This is a genomic window from Candidatus Planktophila lacus (assembly GCF_002288325.1).
Classification (GTDB): domain Bacteria; phylum Actinomycetota; class Actinomycetes; order Nanopelagicales; family Nanopelagicaceae; genus Planktophila; species Planktophila lacus.
The window spans coordinates 194,909-214,583 of the sequence record NZ_CP016780.1 but is presented as its reverse complement, the minus strand read 5'-3'; the positions used below and the strand labels follow the sequence as shown (position 1 = coordinate 214,583).

The following is a 19,675-nucleotide window of genomic DNA, read 5'->3' as shown; positions in this document are numbered from 1 at the left end:
AGAAAATGAAGAAGTTCTTCACACCAAAGGTAACTGTCCACGCACACTGCGATCTGCCATGCGGAGTTTACGATCCAGCACAGGCAAAGATTGAAGCGCTCTCAGTTAAGGCATGCATGGAAAAGTATGCAGCTAACCCAGATGCAGATTTCCGTTCACGTTCAGTTGCAATCAAAGAAGAGCGTTCACATCAAGTTAAAGAGCACCTCTGGGTTCTCTGGACTGATTACTTTAAGGCGCCACACTTTGAGGCATACCCACAACTTCACTCACTCTTTAACGAAGCGACAAAGTTGGCTGGAGCTGCCGGTACAAAGGGAACTCAGGACATTGCAGTTGCAGATAAGTTGATCGCAAAGATCGATGAAATTGCTGAGATCTTCTGGGCCACTAAAAAAGCCTAATAAGAATGGCTTAATTGTCTGAAGATTTAATTAAAGATTGCGCGGCGGTGCGGGCGAGGAAAGATACTCGCTCCACCGCCGTTCTTTCTATTATGGCAAAAGCGATATGTCGTTCACCTTCATAGATATCGCATTCAAAGATCATCGAGCGCCCATCCATTTCCGTACAGCGAGCGGCTCCGCGAATTTCAGAGCCAATTCCAACTGAATCAATAACCGAGATATCGAATTTATCGACGATCGTTGTCTCGCCAGTCTCTAAATACTCGCTCAGCGCTGCAACGCATGCGCTCTCCATCACGCTCATTAAATGGCCGGGCGCAAGAATTGGTAGATCAGAGATTCCCATAGCTAGACAGGTATCACCGGGACGAACGGTCATTACCGAGAAACCAACTGCTCCAATTACTTCATCTGCCGGGCGCATAAATCGTTAATTACTTCTCGTCTTCGATGAAGTGCTGCACGTGCGTTTGTTCAATCTGAATTTCGCGATGTTCTACGTTACCGAACTCATCGATTTCAATTGAAATTTCAGTCATGCTGTATTGCGTTACGACTTCAGTAACGCCAGTACCACTTGCTTGGCGGAGAAGCTCTTCGTGGATGCTGCGATGCAAATCTTCCGGGGCCTTCTCATCGCAAGAACGACGCAGCACATCCTGCAAGAGGGTATGCATTGCTTGCTCGTGCTCAACTTCTGCGCGACAAGCTGCGCAAGTATTTAGGTGAGACTCAATCGCTTGTGGGTTATGGGTCTCTTCAACAACGCCTTCGATGATAAAGACAACGGAGGAGAGAACCTCAATACATGGAATCTCTTCGATATGGCTCATGCCTTCTCCCCCTTTCCGCTCTTATCTTTAGAGTCAGTGGAGTAACCAAGTTCTTTGGCATAGTCGGCCAACTTTTCGCGAAGTAATTTACGTCCGCGGTGCAGACGTGACATCACTGTGCCGGCAGGAACATCGACGATATCTGCGATCTCTTTATAGGAAAAGCCCTCGACATCGGCTAAGTAAACGGCGATACGAAATTCTTCGGGGATCTCTTGCAGCGCGCGTTTGATATCGCTATCTGGCAAATTCTCTAGCGCTTCTGCTTCTGCAGATTTTCCGAGATCACTGGTGTGTGATTGCGCCTCAGCTAACTGCCAATCTTCGAGTTCGCCAGCAGCAAGCTGTGGGCGGCGTTGATCTTTACGATAAGAGTTAATAAATGTGGTTGTTAAAACGCGATAGAGCCAGGCACGCAAGTTAGTGCCTTCTTCAAATTGGTGGAATGAGTTAAAGGCTTTTAGATAAGTATCTTGAACTAAATCGCGCGCATCTTCGGGGTTCTTTGTATAACGAAGCGCTGCTGCATATAACTGGTCCATAAACACAATGGCATCGCGCTCGAACCGAGTATTGCGATCGGAAGCGCTCTCTAGGACTAGATCTTTAGATGCCATCTCTTACACACTATCCCAAAGTCGTAGAAATCGCTCTTTATGCCCGCTTAACGCCGAACCTTAAAAGAGCGTCTGCGCCTCACCCAGTTCGATCTCAGCAATCAATTCGGGGCCGTTATTTGCCACCAGATTTACCTGCGATGAAACAGGTCTGGTTACCAAACCAGCGGCTGGATCTGGGTTCTGCATCAACGCAATTAAATCTTCGATCTCGCGATTTTTTGGATCTAACCAATCGCTCCATTTAGCGCGTTCCATAAATACCGGCATCCGGCTATGGATAGTTGCTAGCTCGCCAACTGCTTCGCGAGTAATAATTGCAGCAGATTGAATCTCTTCGCCTTTCTCATTCTTCCAAGTGCTCCAGATTCCAGCGATGGAAAGTGATTTGTTGGGTTCTGCAGAAGTTATATAGAAAGGTTGTTTTGGTGGGTACTTACCGAGTGATGTCGCCCATTCGTAATAACCAGTTGCCGGAATTAAACAACGCGTTGTGCGAAAGGCTTGGCGAAATGTTGGCTTCTCATGAATGGATTCACTGCGCGCATTAATTGCATGTGATTGCGAGGCGCGCGCTTCGGCAAAGTTCTTCTGCCACGGCGCGATAATTCCCCATGATGCACTATCCAATATTCTCTCTAAAGAATTGGTGTTTCCTGGCGTATCGCGAATTATGTAAATCTCATTGGTCGGTGCGATATTCCAATTTAACGGCAGAGATGCATCAAGGGTTGATCCATCGAGGTTAAATTCCCCGATGATCTCGTCCATCTCCTGCGCTCTGGCATAACGACCGCACATAGGTAGAGAGTAGACTGTTGCTTATGCTCTGGCCCGCTCCATTTCGTGGAGATAAGAAAGTCAGCGCGCGAGTAGTAATCCCGGGATCAAAATCGGTGACTAACCGCGCGCTAATTCTCGCTGCGCAGGCCAACAGCCCCTCACTTTTAAAGCGTCCACTGATCTCACGCGATACCGAGTTAATGGTTGCCGGGCTTCGTGCGATGGGCATCGGGATTAAAGATGTACAGGTAGATGGTGATCTCGCTTGGGAGATAACTCCTGCGCCACTTCGCGGTCCCGCCAAGGTAGATGTTGGAAATGCCGGAACCGTTATGCGCTTCTTGCCGCCACTTTCTGCGCTGGCACATGGCGATATCTCATTTGATGGAGATCCCCGTTCTTACGAGCGCCCGCTTGGCCCAGTTATTGCAGCGCTAGAAGATCTCGGAATCGAAATCGAACACGGTGGTCGTTATAGCTTGCCGATGGTTGTTAAGAGCAAAGGCGAAATTCCCGGCGGTGCGTTAACGATTGATGCCAGTGCATCAAGTCAATTCTTATCCGCTCTTCTGTTAATTGCGCCAAGTACGCGTGATGGAATTGTTGCAACACATAAAGGTGGACCGCTTCCATCAATGCCACATATCGATATGACTGTTCAGATGCTCCGCGATTTCGGTGCAGAAGTTATCGTTGATAAATCGGCCAATAGTTGGAGCGTTTCTGCAGGTGCGCTGCAAGGCCAAGATTTAGTAATCGAACCAGATCTTTCAAATGCTGCGCCATTTCTTTCTATCGCAATGGTTTGCGGTGGATCAATCACGATTGCAGATTGGCCAGAAGTAACAACCCAACCTGGCGATCAGCTGCGTGAAATTTTAACTGCGATGGGTGCAACGATTTCGCGCGGTAAAGATGGCTTAACGATTACCGGTGGCGAAAGTATTCACGGAATCGATATCGATTTACATGATGTTGGTGAGTTAACACCAGCAATTGCTGCGTTAGCCGCCCTTGCAGATTCACCATCTCATCTACGCGGTATCGGACATTTACGTCTACATGAAACTGATCGTTTAGCCGCTCTTACCCGCGAAATTAACTCACTTGGTGGCAACATCGTTGAAGATGAAACTTCACTCCATATAACTCCGCACGGCGCAATGGGTAAAGGTTTACATGGCGGCACATTCCACACTTACGAAGATCACCGACTAGCAACAGCTGGCGCAGTTATTGGATTGGTAATTCCTGGCGTTGAAATCGAAAACGTTGCAACAACCCGTAAGACCTTGCCCGATTTTCCTGGGCTTTGGCAGAGTTTGGTCTCATGACGCCGCGCGAATTTGATGAATCAGATGCGCGAGTTCGCCCTGCGCGGCGCACCCGTCCAAGAAGTAAAGATCGCCCCGCTCACGCTGATGCAATTCAAGCCTTAGTTACAACGGTAGATCGCGGTCGCACAACTTGTATTACAGATGGTGGCGTCATTGTTACCGCGATGAAGGCGCGCGAAATGGGTCCCAAATCAGTTGTCGTTGGTGATTTGGTAAATCTTGTTGGAGATGTTTCGGGAACCGAAGGAACTCTGGCACGAATAGTTTCAATCGCACCACGGCGCAATAGTTTGAGCAGAACCGTTGATGATGCCGCCAAGATGGAGCGCACTATCGTTTCCAATATTGATCAGTTGGTAATTGTCGTTGCCGCGGCAAATCCAGAACCTCGCCGTGGACTAATTGATCGCTTCTTGGTCTGCGCCTTCCACGAAAACATTAAACCCATTTTGCTTGTTACCAAGACTGATGTTGCAGCTGTCCCAGATTTCTTGCATGAATATGAAACTCTTGGGGTAGAGATTGCTACTGCCGCGATTAAATCGGAAACCCGCGAAAGAGATTTGGCTAATTTATTTTCACTACTAAATGGCAAGACTTCGGTCTTAGTTGGCCACTCTGGCGTTGGTAAATCAACTTTAATTAACGCACTTGTGCCGCACGCTGATCGCGTTACAGGAGATGTAAACGATGTAACTGGGCGCGGTCGCCACACCTCATCAAGTGCAATTGCGCTGCCGTTATCCCCCGATCTATCTCCTTCACAAGGCTGGATTATCGATACTCCAGGAATCCGCGCCTTTGGGCTGGCTCACCTTGATTCCAATCGGATCGTCGCTGCATTTAACGATCTCTATGAGGTCACACAAACCTGCATGCCAAATTGTTCACACCATGAAATCGGCTGTCGCTTAAATGAATGGGCTAAGCCAGATGGCGTTGTAAACGCAGAGCGAAGCGCGCGGGTTGCAAGTCTGAGATCACTTTTAGAGCTTAAAGATTCAAACCCGCCCGCGATAGACTGACAACATGTCCTTTTCGCGCGGCAATGATTTGGCGCTGGCTATACGCCTGGCAGATGCAGCAGATTCAATTACCTTAGCGCGCTACCAATCTATTGATTTAGTTGTCACAACTAAGCCAGATAACACTCCTGTCACAGATGCCGATAAGGCAACTGAAGAAGCCTTGCGCGCTTTGATAAAAAACCACCGACCAGATGATGGAATCGTTGGTGAGGAATTTGGAAATGATGCAGGTGGCGCAGAGCGTTACTGGGTGATTGATCCAATTGATGGCACCAAGAATTTTCTACGTGGCGTTCCAACGTGGGCAACGCTGATCGGTTTAATTGAAAAGCAGAGCGATGGCCGTGAAGTTGTAGTTGTTGGCGTAGTTAGCGCACCTGCGCTATTTCGTCGTTGGCATGCCAGCGAAGGCCACGGGGCATTTGTTTCGGTAAATAAGGCAGCCCCACAACGCATCAGCGTTTCGCAGGTAAGCGAAATTAAAGATGCCTCAATTTCTTACTCTGACTTTATTGGTTGGGGCGAAAGACTTGCGCCTTTCCAAGAGTTAATGGCAGCGGCTTGGCGCACCCGCGGTATTGGAGATTTCTGGTCACATATGTTGGTTGCCGAAGGTGCGGTAGATGTTGCAATAGAACCATCGCTGGCGTTGTGGGATATGGCCGCGCTCGACATTATTGTGCGCGAAGCAGGTGGAAGATTTAGCAATGTAGCCGGTGTTGATGGCAGCCTCGGCGGAAGTGGGCTTTCTACAAACTCTGCGATTCATCAGAAGATTGTGGATGCGCTAAATGGGAACTGAGGACATTAAGATCGAACTTTCTCGCCCAGCCAGTGCGGCGCCAGAAAAGCCAGGTAAAACAATTGATTTAAGCAAGAGTTCGCTCACAACTCGAACGTTTTCGGTCTCCGGAATGACCTGCTCTTCATGTGTGAACACTGTTGAGAAATCACTTAACGCGATGAGCGGGGTCAGCGCCAGCGTTAACTTTGCAACTGAAACTGTTCATATCTTGGCACCTGCTGAAGTAAAGACTGCAGATTTGATTAAGAAGATTAAGGGTTCTGGATACGGTGCAGTTTTGGTTGAAGATGGCGCCGGCCCTGCGCTACACAGCAAAAAATCTGGAGTCGCGCTCTTCTTCGCAATTATCTTCGCAGTGCCTGCGATCTTGGTTTCCATGGTCGAACAATGGCGCGAGACAATTGATACCGAGATTCTCTTAACTCTTGATTACTTCAATATCCTGCCGCCGCTTTATTCACCAACTGCTTGGCTGGCAATCGGGTTAACTGCGCCGCTAATTTTGCTCGTTGCCTTTCCAATTCATCGCGCAGCGATTCGTAACTTCTTCCACCCAACAATGGATTCACTTATCTCGCTCGGTTCTTTCAGCGCATTCGGTTGGTCGATATATTCAAATGCAACTGGACAAGGTGATGTCTACACCGAAGTCGCTGCCGGAGTTTTGTTATTTGTGATTCTCGGTCGCCATCTTGAATCACGCGCCAAGCGTCGTGCTAGTAGCGCCCTTGCTGCGCTTCTCGCACTCGGCTCAAAAGAGGTAATTGTTCTCCGTAAAGGGCTTGAAGTAATCGTCCCAATTTCCGAGCTTCAGATCGGTGATGATTTTGTTGTAAAACCTGGTGCGCGAATTCCAACTGATGGATTAGTTATCTCAGGAATCTCAACGGTAAATAACGCGATGATGACCGGTGAATCAACTCCTGTTGAAGTCGGTCCTGGATCTCGCGTGATCGGGGCGTCACTTAATAACAACGGTCGCATCATTGTGCGCGCTACCCGCATCGGAAGCGATACCGAACTAGCGCGCATCACTGCAATGGTCGTTCAAGCCCAAGGAAATAAGGCGCCAATTCAGCGTTTAGCCGATCGAATTTCCGCAATCTTTGTCCCAGTGGTTACAACGCTGGCGATTGGAACCTTCTTCGCTTGGTATTACTTAGGTAACGGTGGCGAGGGAAGTTCACTCGCGGAATCAATTCAAATCGCAATTACCGTCCTAGTTATCGCTTGCCCATGCGCTCTTGGCTTAGCAACTCCAGTTGCTTTACTTGTTGCATCGGGTCGCGGCGCTGCTCGCGGAATCGTGTTGCGTCAGCCACGTGCATTGGAACTCGCACGCAAGGTCGATGTAGTTGTACTTGATAAGACTGGAACGCTCACAACTGGTGTGATGAAGGTGCATGAGACAACGATTCCAACTAGCGCTCACAAAGTTCTGGGCGCTACCTATGCTGAATTTCTAAATGAGAAGACAATTCTTTCGACTGCGTTATCGCTTGAACTAGCCAATGACCATCCGATCGCACAAGCAATCGCATCTCACGCACTTGCCAATGGCGCAGTGCGTAAAGATGTCATCGAATTTACCCAAACTCCTGGCGCAGGCGTTGCCGGAAGAGTTTTGATTGGTTCAATTTCACCAGTGGTTTTGATTGGAACTCCAAAGGCAATCGCTCATAGCGCAACAACTTTTGATCCTGGAATTGAAGCTGCAATCGCCCGCGGTGAAGAATCTGGCCACAGCGTTTCAGTACTTGCCTGGGATGGCGTTGCAATCGCAGTCTTTGCAACTGGTGATCAGGTTAAAGCAGATGCCGCTGCAACCATCAGCGCACTTATTGATAAGGGAATTACTCCTTGGTTAATAACTGGAGATAACGAAGAGAGCGCTGGCGCAATTGCGCGCGCTGTTGGCATCAAGGGAGAACATATAATTGCCCGCGCGCTACCTGAGGAAAAACTTGATCGCGTAAACACTCTAAAGTCAGCGGGCCACACTGTTTTGATGATTGGTGATGGAATCAACGATGCGGCATCACTTGCGGCTGCAGATCTAAGTATGGCTATGGGTACTGGTACAGATTCTGCGATCTCATCTGCGGATATAACTTTGATGCGCCCTGAGTTAATTAGCGTTGTCGATGCGCTCAATTTATCCAAGCGCACACTAAAAACCATCAAAGTTAACTTGGGATGGGCCTTTGCCTACAACGTAATTGGTATTCCAATTGCTGTAGCAGGAGCGTTAACTCCTATGTATGCCGCAGGTGCTATGGCGATTAGCTCGCTATTTGTAGTAACTAACTCTTTAACTATTAGATAGTTAGATTACTTAAGGCGGAAGGTTGGGTACTTGTCTGTAACAAGTAACAACATATAACCCTGAACACGGTTCCAGTATGCGATTGTGCCGAGCACGATTTCACCGGCCCATTCAGGATATCTTCCAGTAATCGAAGTTTGAACCCAAGCAATCACTGTAACAACTAGTGAAATCACTAAGTAGATCGCGCCAACGATGTAATGCGGGATAGCCAAGAACCATTTCACTAGTGGCAACCAACGGTTTAACTTCTTGCCACCTTCAACATCAGGGAAGAGAACGGCAACCTTTGAATTAGCTTCAATTGATGGGTACTTGTCATTCAAAATCAATACGTAGGCAGCCAGGCGAGTTGATAGCTCAACTACCGCGTGGTTAAAGGTGAGAACGTAACTTGGATACTTTCCGCGAAATACCAGGGCGAGCAAAGTTGGTAGTGCGACTACTCCTGCAGTTCCTGCAGCCCAACTCTCGCTCTCGCTAAAAGATGACTGCGCAAAGGTGGCTACGAAGATGATCGCCGGGAAGGCGATGATGCCGCGAAAGAAAACTGTCTTGCGGTTGCGATCTTTATGTTTGATCTTGACGAGCGTTTTTACTTGGTTCGACATATTTAGACCTCAATCTAGTAGCGGGGGCAGGATTTGAACCTACGACCTCTGGGTTATGAGCCCAGCGAGCTACCGAGCTGCTCCACCCCGCGTCGGAAGTGTCAGTCTAAAGGGTGGGCAAGTAATAGCCAAATCCGCTTAATTAATGGTTAATTAAAGCGAAGCGGAAATTACTTACGTCCTTCAGCAGCGATAGCAGCGGCAAGTGCAGCCTTTAAGCGATCTTGTGCGCGACCGTAAGCAGCGAAATCGCCCTTTGCAAGTGCAGCATTACCGTCGGCAAGTGCTTGTCTTGCGTTTTGCAACGCCGACTTTAGATCATCAGATGCGTTATTGGTTGTTGATGTAACCGGTGCTCCTGATGAAGAAGTTCCTGAGTTACCACCAAATACTTGATCGAGTGCGCCCTTAAGCGAACTATCGAATCCAATTACATCACCGAAAGATACGAGAACTTTCTGTAGCAATGGATATGCAGCAGTGTTTGAAGTTGCTCGCACATAGACAGGTTGTACATAGAGAAGACCTCCGCCGACTGGCAGTGTTAACAAGTTTCCAAGTACAACATCTGATCCACCTTGGCGGAGCAAGGAGAGCGAGTTAGCAACTTCAGGTTTTGCTTCGAAGTTAGAGGCAACCTGTGATGGACCTGCCACGTTTGTGCTTCGTGGTAATTGCAGAACTGTGATCTTGCCGTAATTTGGTCCGTTATTTGAATCTACAACGGCGAATGCGGAAAGGTTTTCACGTCCACCACGTGGAACGAATGGTGTAGTTAAAGTAAATGTGGGTTTATCTGAACCTGGCATTTCTAGAGTCATATAGTACGGAGGTTGTGCTCCAGCATTTGCTCCGAATGTAGAGGGATCACGTGGCACGCGCCAGAAATCTTGTCCACCATAGAACGCAGCGGCAGTTTGTACGTGATAGGAGCTAAGTACATCTCGCTGCACACGGAACATATCTTCCGGATAGCGGATGTGCTCGAGAAGTTCTTTAGACATCTCGCTCTTTGGAGTAACTGTATTTGGGAAAGCCTTCATCCAGGTCTTTAGTACTGGGTCCTTCTCATCCCATTGGTAGAGAACAACTGTGCCGTCATAAGCGTCAACTGTGGCCTTTACTGAGTTACGGATGTAGTTGATGTTTTGATTTCTCTGCGCAGTAACTGCTCCAGAATTTGTCGTTAGAGCATCTGTTGTTGCAGTACCGAGTGCTGTGGTCTGTGAATATGGGTACCCAGAGCTAGTTGTATATCCATCGATGATCCATTGAATCTTGCCATCTACGATCGCTGGGTATGGATCTCCATCAATAGTTAGCCATGGTGCAACCTTGGCAACGCGATCACGCGGTGCACGGTTGTAGAGAATCTTTGATTCTGAGTTGATCAAACTTGAAAGAACGATGCGCTGTTCTTGGTATTGAATTGCGAAGAGCAATTTCTTAAAGAGGCCGCCCATTGGGACGCCGCCCTTACCTGTATATGTGTAGTTCTTTTGTCCATTTGCTGAAGCATCATCTGGATAGTCGAATTCAACAGGAGTATCAGTCTTTGGTCCGCCGATGATTGAGTAATCAGGAACGTTCTCACCGAAGTAAACGCGAGGCTGGAATTTTCCAAGACCGGTTGTTGGAGGAAGATCTCCAACTAGGAAGTTTGGCTTGCCGTCGGCATCAACGGTATTTCCAAATGCAGAAACAAATCCGAAACCGTGGGTGTAAACCAAGTGATCGTTAATCCAGTTACGGCTTGGGTTACCTTCGATATTTAGCTCGCGAACTGCAACAACCGCATCGCGCTGTACGCCGTTAACTGTGTAACGATCGATATCGAGTGATTCTGGGAATGAGTAGTAAGGCTTGATCTGCTGTAGCTGACGGAAAGTTGCAGAAAGAACATTTGGATCCATCAAACGAATATTTGCGATCGTCGCTGCATCATTCGCTAGCTGACCTGAATTCGTTGAAACAGTTGCTTGGTAATCCTTCATCTCAACGCCAGCAATGCCGTAGGCATCACGGGTGGCATCGATATTGCGCTGAATATATGGGGCTTCCTTCGATGATTCAGAAGGTTTTACCTGGAACTGCTGAACTGCACCTGGATAAACGCCTGCGATAAGAACTGAAGCGCCAACCATAAGCGCGGTACCTGCTGCAGGAAGTAGCCATGATTTGCGGACAATATTTGCAAAGAAGAGAAGGGAACAGATAACTGCAATCGCCGCCAGGATTGATTTGGCCGGAAGAGTTGCATTTACATCTGTATAGGTAAGACCTGTGATCAATCTGCTCTCTTTAAGAGCGAGTGCAAAGCGATCAAAGTAGTAAGCGACCGCCTTCAAGAGAACGATTAGGCCAAGTAGTACTGAAAGCTGAACGCGAGCAGCAACTGTTGTGCGCTCCTGTGGAACCTGTGGACGAATTCCACCGTAGAGGTAGTGCACTGCAGCACTTGCCAAAGTTGCCAAAATTAAAGTTGAAATTCCCCAGCCGATAAGTGTCTGCCAGAACGGTAGACGGAATGCGAAGAAGGAGATATCTAGGCCAAATTGTGGATCTTGAACACCAAACTCTGTTGAGTTTCTAAAGAGCAGCCATGAGCTCCAAAGATTTGTTGCACTTGTTCCACCGAAGTAGAAGAGAACTAAAACAATTCCAGCAAAGGCTAACTTGCGGATTGGATCAATAGTTGCGCGGTAGCGCTCTAAATTGTCGGCTTCAATCGATGTTGGAACATAAAAGGGGCGGCGACGAAAGGCGATATAAACGTTTAGTGAAATAATGAAAGAGGTTAAAAGACCAGCGATAACAAATAGCGCAACCTTCGTTGTTAGGACTGTTGACCACACACCCGTGAAGCCAACTGAGTTGAACCAGAGCCAATCAACATAGAAACCACTTAACGCAACAAGTGCGCCGGCAATTACTGCCAGAATAATTAAGGTAATTGCTAGCGGGCTTGGCTTTTTCATCATGCTCCTAAGTTAGCGCACCCTCGCGGGTCTTCCGAATTGAACGCGGCTATAGCCTCTTTTAGGCTGCTAACCGCCGCGATTTTAATCCCAGATGGAATAGTCGCAAGATTTGGTGCAAGATCTTTGCAATTGGCCTCTGGAACAAGGATGAGAGTTGCGCCAGCCTTCTTGGCCGCCAAAATTTTCTCAGCAACTCCCCCGATACTTCCCACTTTTCCGGCGCTATCAATTGTTCCCGTCACTGCAACGCTCTTGCCCTGCAAAATGTTCTCTCTCGTAAGTAGCTCAATTATTCCGATTGCAAAGGCGAGCCCGCCACTGGGACCACCGGTCTTAGTAAGTGAAATTTCCAGATCACTTGGTTTGATAACAACTGCTGAAGATTGCGGGTAATTCGCTTTGAGATATTCCAGCGCCACCGATTTAGCAACGACCTGCGAGTCAACCATTTCAGATTTTGCAATTGCCTTCTCTGCTTCTGCACTTCGGCCATCTTTATAAAATAGCGATCTCGGCATTACCGCATATTCGCTCTTCATCCAGGAGTAAAGAAGTTCAACGCCAGTTACATATGCCGATGGGTTGGTGATCAGAATTGAGAGTAGATAAAGGTTTCCATCACTGGGATAAATCTTCAGCGATGCCGGCGCCGACTTAGAGAGAGTAATCGTCTTCGCTGCGCCTTTTTGGTCGATGACATTCTGCGCATTACCAGGCATTAAAACTACAAATGGAAGGGGCGCAAGAAAGGCGGTACCGAAGAAAATGGCTAGAACAAGGGATGTGGTGCGAGGAAGACGAACGGTCACGAGATTTAGTCGCTGGTACTTGAGCCCGCAGGTGCGCCATCGGTAGATGGGTCAGTTAATTCATCTAATTCATCAGCGTTCGCTGCAGTGTTTGTAGTTATCTCAGCGGTACGGAAGGAGTCTTGAAAACGTTGAAATTGGCCCACAGAACGGGTGGTTTCAGATTCAAACTTTGATTTAAATTGAGTAACCCATACGACATAGCCAAGTGCGCCAAGCAGGCCTGCGAGCGGAATTACCCACCAGATGAGAGCCGTGAAAGCGTTGGACATGTTAGATAGCCTAGCGCCTGCGGGAAGAAATTTCGCACCCAAGGTGTTCTACTAAAACAACAGAGAATGGAGTCGGATTGTGGCCGGTTTTGGATTTACACCCGATGATCCCAACGACCCCGATAATTCTGGCAATCCTGATTTCGAAGCGATGATGCGCCAGATGCAAGAACAGATGAAGGCGCAATTTGAACAACTTGGGATTAATCCTGCTGGTTTTGTAAATCCATTTACAACTCTCTTTTCACAATTTGGAAAAGCAAATAGCGGCGCTAATGGAAAAGCAGAAGTCCTTTCGATTGCAACAGCGAGGGATACCGCTACTAAATTTATAAAGGTACAAGGGTTAAAACCGCTTGGAACGAAAGATGTTTCGGTAGTTGAAAACGCTTTTGAAATTTCTGAGCTCTGGCTAAATGAAGCGACTGCATTTCCGGCATCTACTCATGCACCAGTTGCAGTAAGCCGAATGGATTGGGTTCTTGAGACTATGCCAGGTTGGCATAAAACCATCGAGCCACTGGCCGCTGGTTTATCTTCAGCAATTTCTGATCTGATGGATCAAGCGATGAACGCACAGGCTGCCGACCCGGAGCAGGGCCAACCACCGATCGAGATGATCACTGCGATGCTGCGCTCATTTATCGGCACCATGATTGCAACTCAACTAGGACAGTCGATTGGCACATTAGCCACCAGCGTTACCGGCGCCCACGACGTTGGCCTGCCGCTACTAGATCCCGCTCGCGCCATTGTTATTCCAGAAAACATTGAAAACTGGGCAGTTGATTTAGAGATCGCTAAATCTGAAGTCTTTATCTTCCACGCGCTTCGCGAAGGCGCAGTAGCTCGTTTATTTGCACATAACCCTTGGCTGGTTTCATATATTCAAAGCGCGGTTGTTGAATATGGAAAAGGTATTCACATCGATATCGATGCTATTCAACGCCAGGCGCAAGAGGCTTTTGAAGGTATGCAGGCAAATATGCCTGAAGGCGCTGGTGAAGGAGAAGCGATTTCCTTTGCTTTAGATAATGGAATTTTCACACCCGAGGAATCACCGGCACAGAAGAGCGCGCTCTTAAAACTGGAAACTGTTTTGGCGCTAATTGATGGTTGGAGCGATGAAGTAGTTTCACTCGCTGCTGGAGATCGAATTCCGAGTATCGAACAACTTCGCGAATCACATCGTCGCCGTCGCGCTTCGTCATCACCTGCGCAACAATTATTTTCATCGATGCTTGGTCTGCAAGTTTCGCCAAAGCTAACTCGCGAGGCAAGCGCTTTCTGGAAGAAGATCCGCGAAGTAAAGAGCGTTGGCGAGCGCGATCAAATTTGGAGCGGGTTACTTCCAACCGCTGATGATTTATTAGATCCTGAGAAGTTCCTGACAAGTACATCTATTCCAGATGATCTCTCGGGTTTGCTCTAGTACTTCAGAATTAGTTAAGAAAAGAAAAGCGAAGTCCCCGGGCGCACATTCATATATCTGCCTTCCCCTTGCAGATATAGAACGGTTATCCGAGGACTTCGTAAGCGCAACTTATGACCAAAAGTGTCCAGAATCAAATAAATAGAGATTTGACACACCTGTAATTTGTCTTGTAGTGAGAATTTATTTCATAGTAAATCTCTCAACACGTACTTGAGATTTCGCGGATAGATAAGTTAATTTCGATTCCAAGGAGTACTTTTCCCATATGGAGTTTCAAAATGGCCTTTGATGACATTGGTGGCGAAGAAGAGTTAACCCTGCCAGGAATTTCAGAGGGTGAGATTCTCGTCATTCGCTCTGCCCGTCGTAAACGAAATATCTCGGCATATCGCCAAGGCGGTCGCATCATCGTCTCAATTCCGGCACGGATGAGTAAGGCAGATGAACATGCGATCGTGCCCGAGATGATCGCCAAGATTCGAAGCCAAGAATCGGAACGAACTCCGAGCGAAGAACGCCTCATAGAACGCACCCACGAACTAATGGCATCCCTAGCCCCCGAAATCACTGCGCGCCCCGCCTCGATCAACTGGCGCCCAATGCGCGAGCGCTGGGGCTCCTGCACAAGCGTTGACCGCACGATTCGGATCTCAGATCGACTAAAGCTGGCCCCGGATTACGCCCTAGACTATGTCCTCTTCCATGAGGCGATCCATCTTGAGCATTTTGACCACGGCCCAGCCTTCACCGAGGTCTTGGCCCGTTTTGAGGACTCTGAACTGGCCAGCGCCTATCTGGACGGGTATGAAGCGGCAGAACGCGCGCTGGCTGAGCCTGTCGAGCTAAAAAAACTCCGCACAACTAGGGGTTAGATAAGCGTATTTGAGCGTGGACAGGGGTATCGTCATGCTTGCACGCGTGGGCGCTCAGAGCTCAGGCGGCGATTGGAGGCAAATCATGACAGCAGAGACATACAAGGGTGACGCTTACTGCGTTAAGTGCAAAGAGAAGCGTGACTTCGAAGGCACTGTGAAGATCTCAGACTCTGGTCGTCGCATGGCACAGGGCATCTGCCCAGTCTGTGGCACCAAGGTCAACAGAATTCTTGGCAAGGCTCAGTAACAACCCGCAAGTCTATTTTTAGACTGGTAAAGATTCACCCCGTTGTTCATCGCAAGTTGATGAGCACGGGGTGAATTTATTTTTATCCCCTGCGTAAAGATTCGCGTGCGTAAGTAGCGCTCACACACAGGCTCACCGCGCGCGCTTGGTCCGAGCGCCAATCCTTCGCAGATGACAATTACCAAGAACCTGACTAATCGGAACCCAAAACTTAAAGATGGCGCTGCGCTATATCGCCAGAGCCATGTGGCCAACGGCTTTCTCATTGGAAACTCGCGCTCGCAGGTTGCGATCTATTCCAGCGATGCCCCCGCGCTTTACTCGGCGCTAAAGGCTGGCGCTAGCCGCAACGAAATCTGCGCCAACTTATCGATCTCGCATGAAAGCTTTGAAGAGTTAATGGCCGAACTCGCTGCGCATGAACTCTTGCAGACCGAAGAAAGTGCGATTCAAATTTCGCAGAGATTTATCTCGCAGATTGCTGAACGTGCGCAGAAGTTTGGTGATCGCAGTAAAGATGCCGCCTTCTCGCAAATGAGTAATCGCATCGGCGCCGAGTTAACACTTACACGTTGGTTGCCAGGTGTTACCGATTCAGGAGTAAGCAAAGTCAGTGCACGACAAAGTGCGCATATTGAAATCTCAGGAAACTCTCGCGCCGTTCAACATCTATATGCACAATTAATTGCAAGCGGTCTCACCGATACGCAATTTGCACCGAACTTTCGCCGCGGCGCTGAAATAGTTGGCGATCTTGATGTAACTGGCGGATATCTATCAGCCACAGATAACGGACAGGTATTTGTAAAGAGCAGCACTGCTATTGCCAAAAGTCTCTCGCTCTTTCCTGCTCTTCAAGAGAGCGCCGAAGAAGTTCCCAATAACTTCGCCGAGAATGTGATCAAGGTGCACTTCGGAGAAATCGATCCGGTAATTCTTGCGCTCTGGATGGCTGCGGGACAAGAACATATCTTGGTTAGCGAAATTAGTGGCGCGCGGCTAACGATTTCGCAGTTAGTTAAGCCAGGTTTAACACCTTGTACACGCTGTTTAGGGCTAACTATTAACGATCAAGGAAATTGCGAGGTTATCGAATATCCGAAACTACGTGATGAAATTCCAGTAGTTGGCGCGCATTACCTATCTGCGATTATTGCAGCGCAACTGCTCTCGATTATTGACACAGGTAGCGCCGTTTTAACGCGCGATGCGATTGCGATCGACCTAACCGATCTCTGTAATACAGAACACATCACAATTACCCGCCATCCCATGTGTGGCTGTAGCTGGTAGGCCGATTCCAATCATTTTCGAATAGCGCGACAACCGCTTTTTCTGAACAATACGGGCATGGCCAAGAAGGATCAGATCGAAACGGAGATTCCGAAATCCACCGCTGCTCGTTCAGCGAAGATGGTTTCGATCCCCGTCGGTTTGGCAGGTCGCGGTGTTCTAGGTCTTGGCAAACAACTCGTTGGCCAATCATCTTCTGTAGTCATCACAGATATTCAAGAGAAGACTGCAGAACAACTCTTTAAAGTTCTTGGCGAACTCAAGGGTGGAGCGATGAAGTTCGGACAGGCGCTTTCAGTATTTGAAGCCGCGCTTCCCGAAAATATTGCCAAGCCTTATCGCGAGACTCTTACTAAGTTGCAAGAGTCCGCTCCTCCGCTTCCAACCCGCGTTGTTCATAAGGTATTGGCGAAAGAGCTCGGTGAAGATTGGCGCGATAACTTCACATCATTTGAAGATAAACCAACTGCTTCAGCATCTATCGGCCAAGTGCATAAAGGTGTTTGGAAAGATGGCCGCCCGGTTGCAGTAAAGATTCAATATCCAGGGGCAGCCGAAGCTTTGATCTCTGACTTAAATCAGATTCAACGCTTTGCCAAGATCTTCCAATTAGTTCTACCAGGCCTGGATATGAAGCCGCTGCTTGAAGAGCTTCGTGCGCGCATCATTGAAGAAGTTGATTACAAATATGAAGCAGAAGCACAAGAGGCTTGCTGGCGCGCATATGAGAACGATCCTGATGTTGCGATTCCAAAGGTCGTTATGTCATCAGATAAAGTTTTAGTTTCCGAATGGTTAGAGGGAACTCCACTTTCCAAGATCATCGCTGAAGGCACACAAGAGCAGCGCAATAACGCCGGAATGCGTTTGGCGCGCTTCCACTTCACCGCACCTGAGCGCGCAGGTTTATTGCATGCAGATCCACACCCTGGAAATTTCCGTTTGCTCACAGATGGCCGCATTGGTGTTCTCGACTTTGGTGCCTGCAACCGTCTTCCAAATGGCTTCCCAGAACCATTTAAGAATCTCTTGAAGCATGCACTCGATGATGATGCGCAGGCTTTATACGATGGATTCAAGAAAGATGGATTTATCTTGCCTGAGGTAGATGTAGATCCGAACCTAGTTCTAGATTTCTTGGTTCCACTTGTCGAACCACTGCGCACCGAAACCTTTAAATACTCTCGCGAATGGTTGCGTGATCAGAGCGCCCGCGTTGGCGATCCGCGCAATCCAACTGCGAAGATCGGTTTCCAACTTAACTTGCCTGCTGAATACGTTTTGATCCACCGCGTTACCTTGGGAACAACCGGAATCTTCTGCCAGTTAGAAGCTGAAGGAAATTTCCGTGATGAAGCGCTCTCTTGGTTCCCCGAGATCGCACCAGCCAACGCTTAATTACTAATTAGCGAGCGAGCTTGCGAACCATCTTCCAGTGGTACAAATAAACCGGCACAGTTACTAGAAGCGTTACTAGCGAACTAGTTATCCCCCTAATTGCGTTACGACGATTCTGATCGATATTGGCTTGTTTGATAACTTCGGGATCAATTTTAGGATCGTTCTGCGCTGCATATGGGTCCACATAACCAGCATCAGGAACGATCAGATCGAGCCCACGATTGATAAGGCTAATTACAGTGAATAGACAGACAAGAAGAGTTATTAGGCTAACCGCGTATAGGTAGAGCGAACGCCAATCAACGCCTTGGTGCGCAACTTCTTCCTTAACCGCGCTCTTCTTAACCACGGACTTTTTTGCAGAAGTTTTCTTAGCTGCTGTCTTCTTAGCTGTAGTTGCCATAAGTGAAGAGTACTCCTGATCTCAAAAATTAATCGTGTGCGTTCTGCACCATACAAAATGGATGTCCTGCCGGATCTAGATAAATACGGAAGCGATGTGGTTTTGGTTGAAACTCCGCTTTGACCGCCCCTATTTCTAGAAGAGCTTTTTCTGCAATATCTAAATCTTTTGCGTGGAAATCCATATGTGCCTGCTGTGGCAGACCGCCTGTTGGCCAAGTTGGTCTTTGGTATTTTTCAATCTTCTGAAAAGCCATCGCCGTAAAGTCTGCTTCATCAATCAGCTCTAGCCATTCGCACGTTTCTGCAGTTTCTCCTTCATCGAAGGGCTGCACTTTATATCCCGTGATCTTCGAGTAAAAGTGCGCTAACTCAACGGGGTTATCGCAATCAAGTGCGGTGTATGCGAGATGTGCAATGGCCATGCGCTAATTCTCGCATGACCATTGCACCTGACGGATCCTTCTCGATATAACGAATTAAACGAACGCTGCAATACGTGGCGGACGTCCCGCGCGACGCTTGCGTTCGATAATTACGCCATCTTCGATTAGCTGTCCGCCCCAAACACCACATGGTTCTTCGCGTGACAGAGCACCGTCTAAACACTTATTGCGCACGGGGCATCCACCGCAGAGCGCTTTGGCTTGCGCGATGCCCTCATCGCTTTCCGAGAAGAAGAGCTCGGGATCAGCGTTATGGCATGGCAAGGTAAAGGCGATCGCCGAGTCATACGTACCGGTTACTTCATAGAGACCGATCTTCTCGCCTGTTTCTGCCCAGCCTGGTACCTGTAGTTCGCTGTAGAGAACGCTCATCGTTCTCACCCACTTTCTTCTCTCTCGTTTTCTTTCTCTGGATTGGTTTGGATACTTCCTTTTATTTCCCTTTTATTGATTTGGGTAATAAAAAAAGGCCTTCAACTCCTTTGTGGAGTTGAGGCCTTAGGTTGGGCTCGTATATCGGCTTTATCCGATCGAACCTCCTGTGGCCTCATCCACGGCATAAAAAGCGGCGTAAAACGCTGGCTTTGATGCTGCGGGCCAATTCGTATGCTTCTTTGTAGTCGCATGGAAATTGGCAGGCGAATTAGCAGCACCGCGTGTAACGCGTGCTGTAGTGAATGACTTAGATGTAAACATCTTGCATTCTCCTTCGCCTAATGAGCTTTTCACCAACTTGGTGAAAGGCAAGGGTAAACCACAGATAGTGA

Annotated in this window: 22 protein-coding genes and 1 tRNA gene; 10 read left to right on the top strand and 13 right to left on the bottom strand. The window is 48.2% G+C overall.

Annotation, left to right across the window (positions count from 1 at the left end):
* Window positions 1–5 precede the first annotated feature (5 nt).
* A complete protein-coding gene (gene sodN / locus A1sIIB106_RS01015) occupies window positions 6–404 on the top strand; it encodes a superoxide dismutase, Ni (protein WP_095670666.1) in 399 nt (132 codons plus the stop codon).
* 10 nt (window positions 405–414) lie between these two features.
* Here the strand turns inward: sodN and A1sIIB106_RS01010 are convergent, their stop codons facing one another.
* From A1sIIB106_RS01010 to A1sIIB106_RS00995, 4 genes are read right to left on the bottom strand one after another with little or no spacing between them, the layout of a single operon-like run.
* Window positions 415–831 (bottom strand): thioesterase family protein, encoded by a 417-nt coding sequence (locus A1sIIB106_RS01010; RefSeq protein ID WP_095677050.1) that lies wholly within the window; start codon window positions 829–831, stop codon window positions 415–417.
* A gap of 10 nt (window positions 832–841) precedes the next feature.
* On the bottom strand, window positions 842–1,240 hold the full coding sequence (locus A1sIIB106_RS01005) for an anti-sigma factor family protein (protein ID WP_095677049.1): 399 nt from the start codon (window positions 1,238–1,240) through the stop codon (window positions 842–844).
* A complete protein-coding gene (locus A1sIIB106_RS01000) occupies window positions 1,237–1,857 on the bottom strand; it encodes a sigma-70 family RNA polymerase sigma factor (protein WP_095677048.1) in 621 nt (206 codons plus the stop codon). Before A1sIIB106_RS01000 ends, A1sIIB106_RS01005 begins: the two co-directional genes overlap by 4 nt.
* A gap of 60 nt (window positions 1,858–1,917) precedes the next feature.
* Window positions 1,918–2,658 (bottom strand): SOS response-associated peptidase, encoded by a 741-nt coding sequence (locus A1sIIB106_RS00995; RefSeq protein ID WP_095677047.1) that lies wholly within the window; start codon window positions 2,656–2,658, stop codon window positions 1,918–1,920.
* 23 nt (window positions 2,659–2,681) lie between these two features.
* Between A1sIIB106_RS00995 and aroA the strand changes: the two genes are divergently transcribed.
* The 4 genes from aroA to A1sIIB106_RS00975 are packed head-to-tail and all read left to right on the top strand — an operon-like array spanning window position 2,682 to window position 8,136.
* Window positions 2,682–3,974, top strand: coding sequence for a 3-phosphoshikimate 1-carboxyvinyltransferase (aroA, locus tag A1sIIB106_RS00990; RefSeq protein WP_095677046.1), 1,293 nt, complete (start codon window positions 2,682–2,684; stop codon window positions 3,972–3,974).
* On the top strand, window positions 3,971–5,002 hold the full coding sequence (gene rsgA / locus A1sIIB106_RS00985) for a ribosome small subunit-dependent GTPase A (protein ID WP_095677045.1): 1,032 nt from the start codon (window positions 3,971–3,973) through the stop codon (window positions 5,000–5,002). The genes aroA and rsgA overlap by 4 nt, the downstream gene beginning before the upstream one ends.
* 4 nt (window positions 5,003–5,006) lie before the next feature.
* Complete coding sequence (locus tag A1sIIB106_RS00980) at window positions 5,007–5,807, top strand: inositol monophosphatase family protein (RefSeq protein WP_095677044.1); 801 nt, start codon at window positions 5,007–5,009, stop codon at window positions 5,805–5,807.
* On the top strand, window positions 5,797–8,136 hold the full coding sequence (locus A1sIIB106_RS00975) for a heavy metal translocating P-type ATPase (protein ID WP_095677043.1): 2,340 nt from the start codon (window positions 5,797–5,799) through the stop codon (window positions 8,134–8,136). The genes A1sIIB106_RS00980 and A1sIIB106_RS00975 overlap by 11 nt, the downstream gene beginning before the upstream one ends.
* Window positions 8,137–8,141: 5 nt before the next feature.
* On the opposite strand, the gene A1sIIB106_RS00970 is transcribed toward A1sIIB106_RS00975, so the two are convergent.
* From A1sIIB106_RS00970 to A1sIIB106_RS00950, 5 genes are all read right to left on the bottom strand, one after another.
* Window positions 8,142–8,747 (bottom strand): DUF4389 domain-containing protein, encoded by a 606-nt coding sequence (locus A1sIIB106_RS00970; RefSeq protein ID WP_095677042.1) that lies wholly within the window; start codon window positions 8,745–8,747, stop codon window positions 8,142–8,144.
* 18 nt (window positions 8,748–8,765) lie between these two features.
* Window positions 8,766–8,839: transfer RNA gene (locus A1sIIB106_RS00965), tRNA-Met, on the bottom strand.
* Window positions 8,840–8,917: 78 nt separating this feature from the next.
* Complete coding sequence (locus A1sIIB106_RS00960) at window positions 8,918–11,728, bottom strand: UPF0182 family membrane protein (protein ID WP_095677041.1); 2,811 nt, start codon at window positions 11,726–11,728, stop codon at window positions 8,918–8,920.
* Window positions 11,725–12,537: a S16 family serine protease gene (locus A1sIIB106_RS00955; RefSeq protein ID WP_095677040.1), complete on the bottom strand. Its 813-nt coding sequence runs from the start codon at window positions 12,535–12,537 to the stop codon at window positions 11,725–11,727. Before A1sIIB106_RS00955 ends, A1sIIB106_RS00960 begins: the two co-directional genes overlap by 4 nt.
* Before the next feature lie 5 nt (window positions 12,538–12,542).
* Entirely contained in the window at window positions 12,543–12,809 is a 267-nt protein-coding gene (locus A1sIIB106_RS00950; protein WP_095677039.1) for a hypothetical protein, read from the bottom strand.
* 79 nt (window positions 12,810–12,888) lie between these two features.
* Here A1sIIB106_RS00950 and A1sIIB106_RS00945 point away from each other — a divergent pair, with 79 nt between their 5' ends.
* The 5 genes from A1sIIB106_RS00945 to A1sIIB106_RS00925 all read left to right on the top strand — a co-directional run bounded on the left by A1sIIB106_RS00945 (window position 12,889) and on the right by A1sIIB106_RS00925 (window position 18,057).
* Window positions 12,889–14,241 carry a zinc-dependent metalloprotease gene (locus A1sIIB106_RS00945; protein ID WP_095677038.1) on the top strand — a complete coding sequence of 451 codons (1,353 nt, stop codon included), beginning with the start codon at window positions 12,889–12,891 and terminating at the stop codon, window positions 14,239–14,241.
* A gap of 281 nt (window positions 14,242–14,522) precedes the next feature.
* On the top strand, window positions 14,523–15,116 hold the full coding sequence (locus A1sIIB106_RS00940) for a M48 metallopeptidase family protein (RefSeq protein ID WP_095677037.1): 594 nt from the start codon (window positions 14,523–14,525) through the stop codon (window positions 15,114–15,116).
* A gap of 85 nt (window positions 15,117–15,201) precedes the next feature.
* Window positions 15,202–15,366 carry a DUF5679 domain-containing protein gene (locus A1sIIB106_RS07115; RefSeq protein WP_095671782.1) on the top strand — a complete coding sequence of 55 codons (165 nt, stop codon included), beginning with the start codon at window positions 15,202–15,204 and terminating at the stop codon, window positions 15,364–15,366.
* A 171-nt stretch (window positions 15,367–15,537) separates the two neighbouring features.
* Window positions 15,538–16,659 (top strand): hypothetical protein, encoded by a 1,122-nt coding sequence (locus A1sIIB106_RS00930; RefSeq protein WP_095677036.1) that lies wholly within the window; start codon window positions 15,538–15,540, stop codon window positions 16,657–16,659.
* Window positions 16,660–16,716: 57 nt separating this feature from the next.
* Window positions 16,717–18,057: an ABC1 kinase family protein gene (locus tag A1sIIB106_RS00925; protein WP_095677035.1), complete on the top strand. Its 1,341-nt coding sequence runs from the start codon at window positions 16,717–16,719 to the stop codon at window positions 18,055–18,057.
* Window positions 18,058–18,064: 7 nt separating this feature from the next.
* Here A1sIIB106_RS00925 and A1sIIB106_RS00920 read toward each other — a convergent pair whose 3' ends face one another.
* The 4 genes from A1sIIB106_RS00920 to A1sIIB106_RS07110 form a co-directional block, all read right to left on the bottom strand.
* On the bottom strand, window positions 18,065–18,463 hold the full coding sequence (locus tag A1sIIB106_RS00920) for a hypothetical protein (RefSeq protein WP_095677034.1): 399 nt from the start codon (window positions 18,461–18,463) through the stop codon (window positions 18,065–18,067).
* Window positions 18,464–18,491: 28 nt separating this feature from the next.
* A complete protein-coding gene (locus A1sIIB106_RS00915) occupies window positions 18,492–18,887 on the bottom strand; it encodes a VOC family protein (RefSeq protein ID WP_095677033.1) in 396 nt (131 codons plus the stop codon).
* 54 nt (window positions 18,888–18,941) lie between these two features.
* Entirely contained in the window at window positions 18,942–19,280 is a 339-nt protein-coding gene (locus tag A1sIIB106_RS00910; RefSeq protein WP_095670646.1) for a WhiB family transcriptional regulator, read from the bottom strand.
* 150 nt (window positions 19,281–19,430) lie between these two features.
* Window positions 19,431–19,604: a hypothetical protein gene (locus tag A1sIIB106_RS07110; RefSeq protein ID WP_190276898.1), complete on the bottom strand. Its 174-nt coding sequence runs from the start codon at window positions 19,602–19,604 to the stop codon at window positions 19,431–19,433.
* Window positions 19,605–19,675: the final 71 nt, after the last annotated feature.

Coding starts and splice junctions, on each gene's coding strand:
- A1sIIB106_RS01005 (WP_095677049.1), bottom strand. CDS start 1,240: ATGAGCCATATCGAAGAGATTCCATGTATTGAGGTTCTCTCCTCCGTT.
- A1sIIB106_RS07115 (WP_095671782.1), top strand. CDS start 15,202: ATGACAGCAGAGACATACAAGGGTGACGCTTACTGCGTTAAGTGCAAA.
- A1sIIB106_RS01000 (WP_095677048.1), bottom strand. CDS start 1,857: ATGGCATCTAAAGATCTAGTCCTAGAGAGCGCTTCCGATCGCAATACT.
- A1sIIB106_RS01010 (WP_095677050.1), bottom strand. CDS start 831: ATGCGCCCGGCAGATGAAGTAATTGGAGCAGTTGGTTTCTCGGTAATG.
- A1sIIB106_RS00920 (WP_095677034.1), bottom strand. CDS start 18,463: ATGGCAACTACAGCTAAGAAGACAGCAGCTAAGAAAACTTCTGCAAAA.
- A1sIIB106_RS00915 (WP_095677033.1), bottom strand. CDS start 18,887: ATGGCCATTGCACATCTCGCATACACCGCACTTGATTGCGATAACCCC.
- A1sIIB106_RS00950 (WP_095677039.1), bottom strand. CDS start 12,809: ATGTCCAACGCTTTCACGGCTCTCATCTGGTGGGTAATTCCGCTCGCA.
- A1sIIB106_RS00975 (WP_095677043.1), top strand. CDS start 5,797: ATGGGAACTGAGGACATTAAGATCGAACTTTCTCGCCCAGCCAGTGCG.
- rsgA (WP_095677045.1), top strand. CDS start 3,971: ATGACGCCGCGCGAATTTGATGAATCAGATGCGCGAGTTCGCCCTGCG.
- A1sIIB106_RS00910 (WP_095670646.1), bottom strand. CDS start 19,280: ATGAGCGTTCTCTACAGCGAACTACAGGTACCAGGCTGGGCAGAAACA.
- A1sIIB106_RS00995 (WP_095677047.1), bottom strand. CDS start 2,658: ATGTGCGGTCGTTATGCCAGAGCGCAGGAGATGGACGAGATCATCGGG.
- A1sIIB106_RS07110 (WP_190276898.1), bottom strand. CDS start 19,604: ATGTTTACATCTAAGTCATTCACTACAGCACGCGTTACACGCGGTGCT.
- A1sIIB106_RS00960 (WP_095677041.1), bottom strand. CDS start 11,728: ATGATGAAAAAGCCAAGCCCGCTAGCAATTACCTTAATTATTCTGGCA.
- A1sIIB106_RS00980 (WP_095677044.1), top strand. CDS start 5,007: ATGTCCTTTTCGCGCGGCAATGATTTGGCGCTGGCTATACGCCTGGCA.
- aroA (WP_095677046.1), top strand. CDS start 2,682: ATGCTCTGGCCCGCTCCATTTCGTGGAGATAAGAAAGTCAGCGCGCGA.
- sodN (WP_095670666.1), top strand. CDS start 6: ATGAAGAAGTTCTTCACACCAAAGGTAACTGTCCACGCACACTGCGAT.
- A1sIIB106_RS00940 (WP_095677037.1), top strand. CDS start 14,523: ATGGCCTTTGATGACATTGGTGGCGAAGAAGAGTTAACCCTGCCAGGA.
- A1sIIB106_RS00930 (WP_095677036.1), top strand. CDS start 15,538: ATGACAATTACCAAGAACCTGACTAATCGGAACCCAAAACTTAAAGAT.
- A1sIIB106_RS00970 (WP_095677042.1), bottom strand. CDS start 8,747: ATGTCGAACCAAGTAAAAACGCTCGTCAAGATCAAACATAAAGATCGC.
- A1sIIB106_RS00925 (WP_095677035.1), top strand. CDS start 16,717: ATGGCCAAGAAGGATCAGATCGAAACGGAGATTCCGAAATCCACCGCT.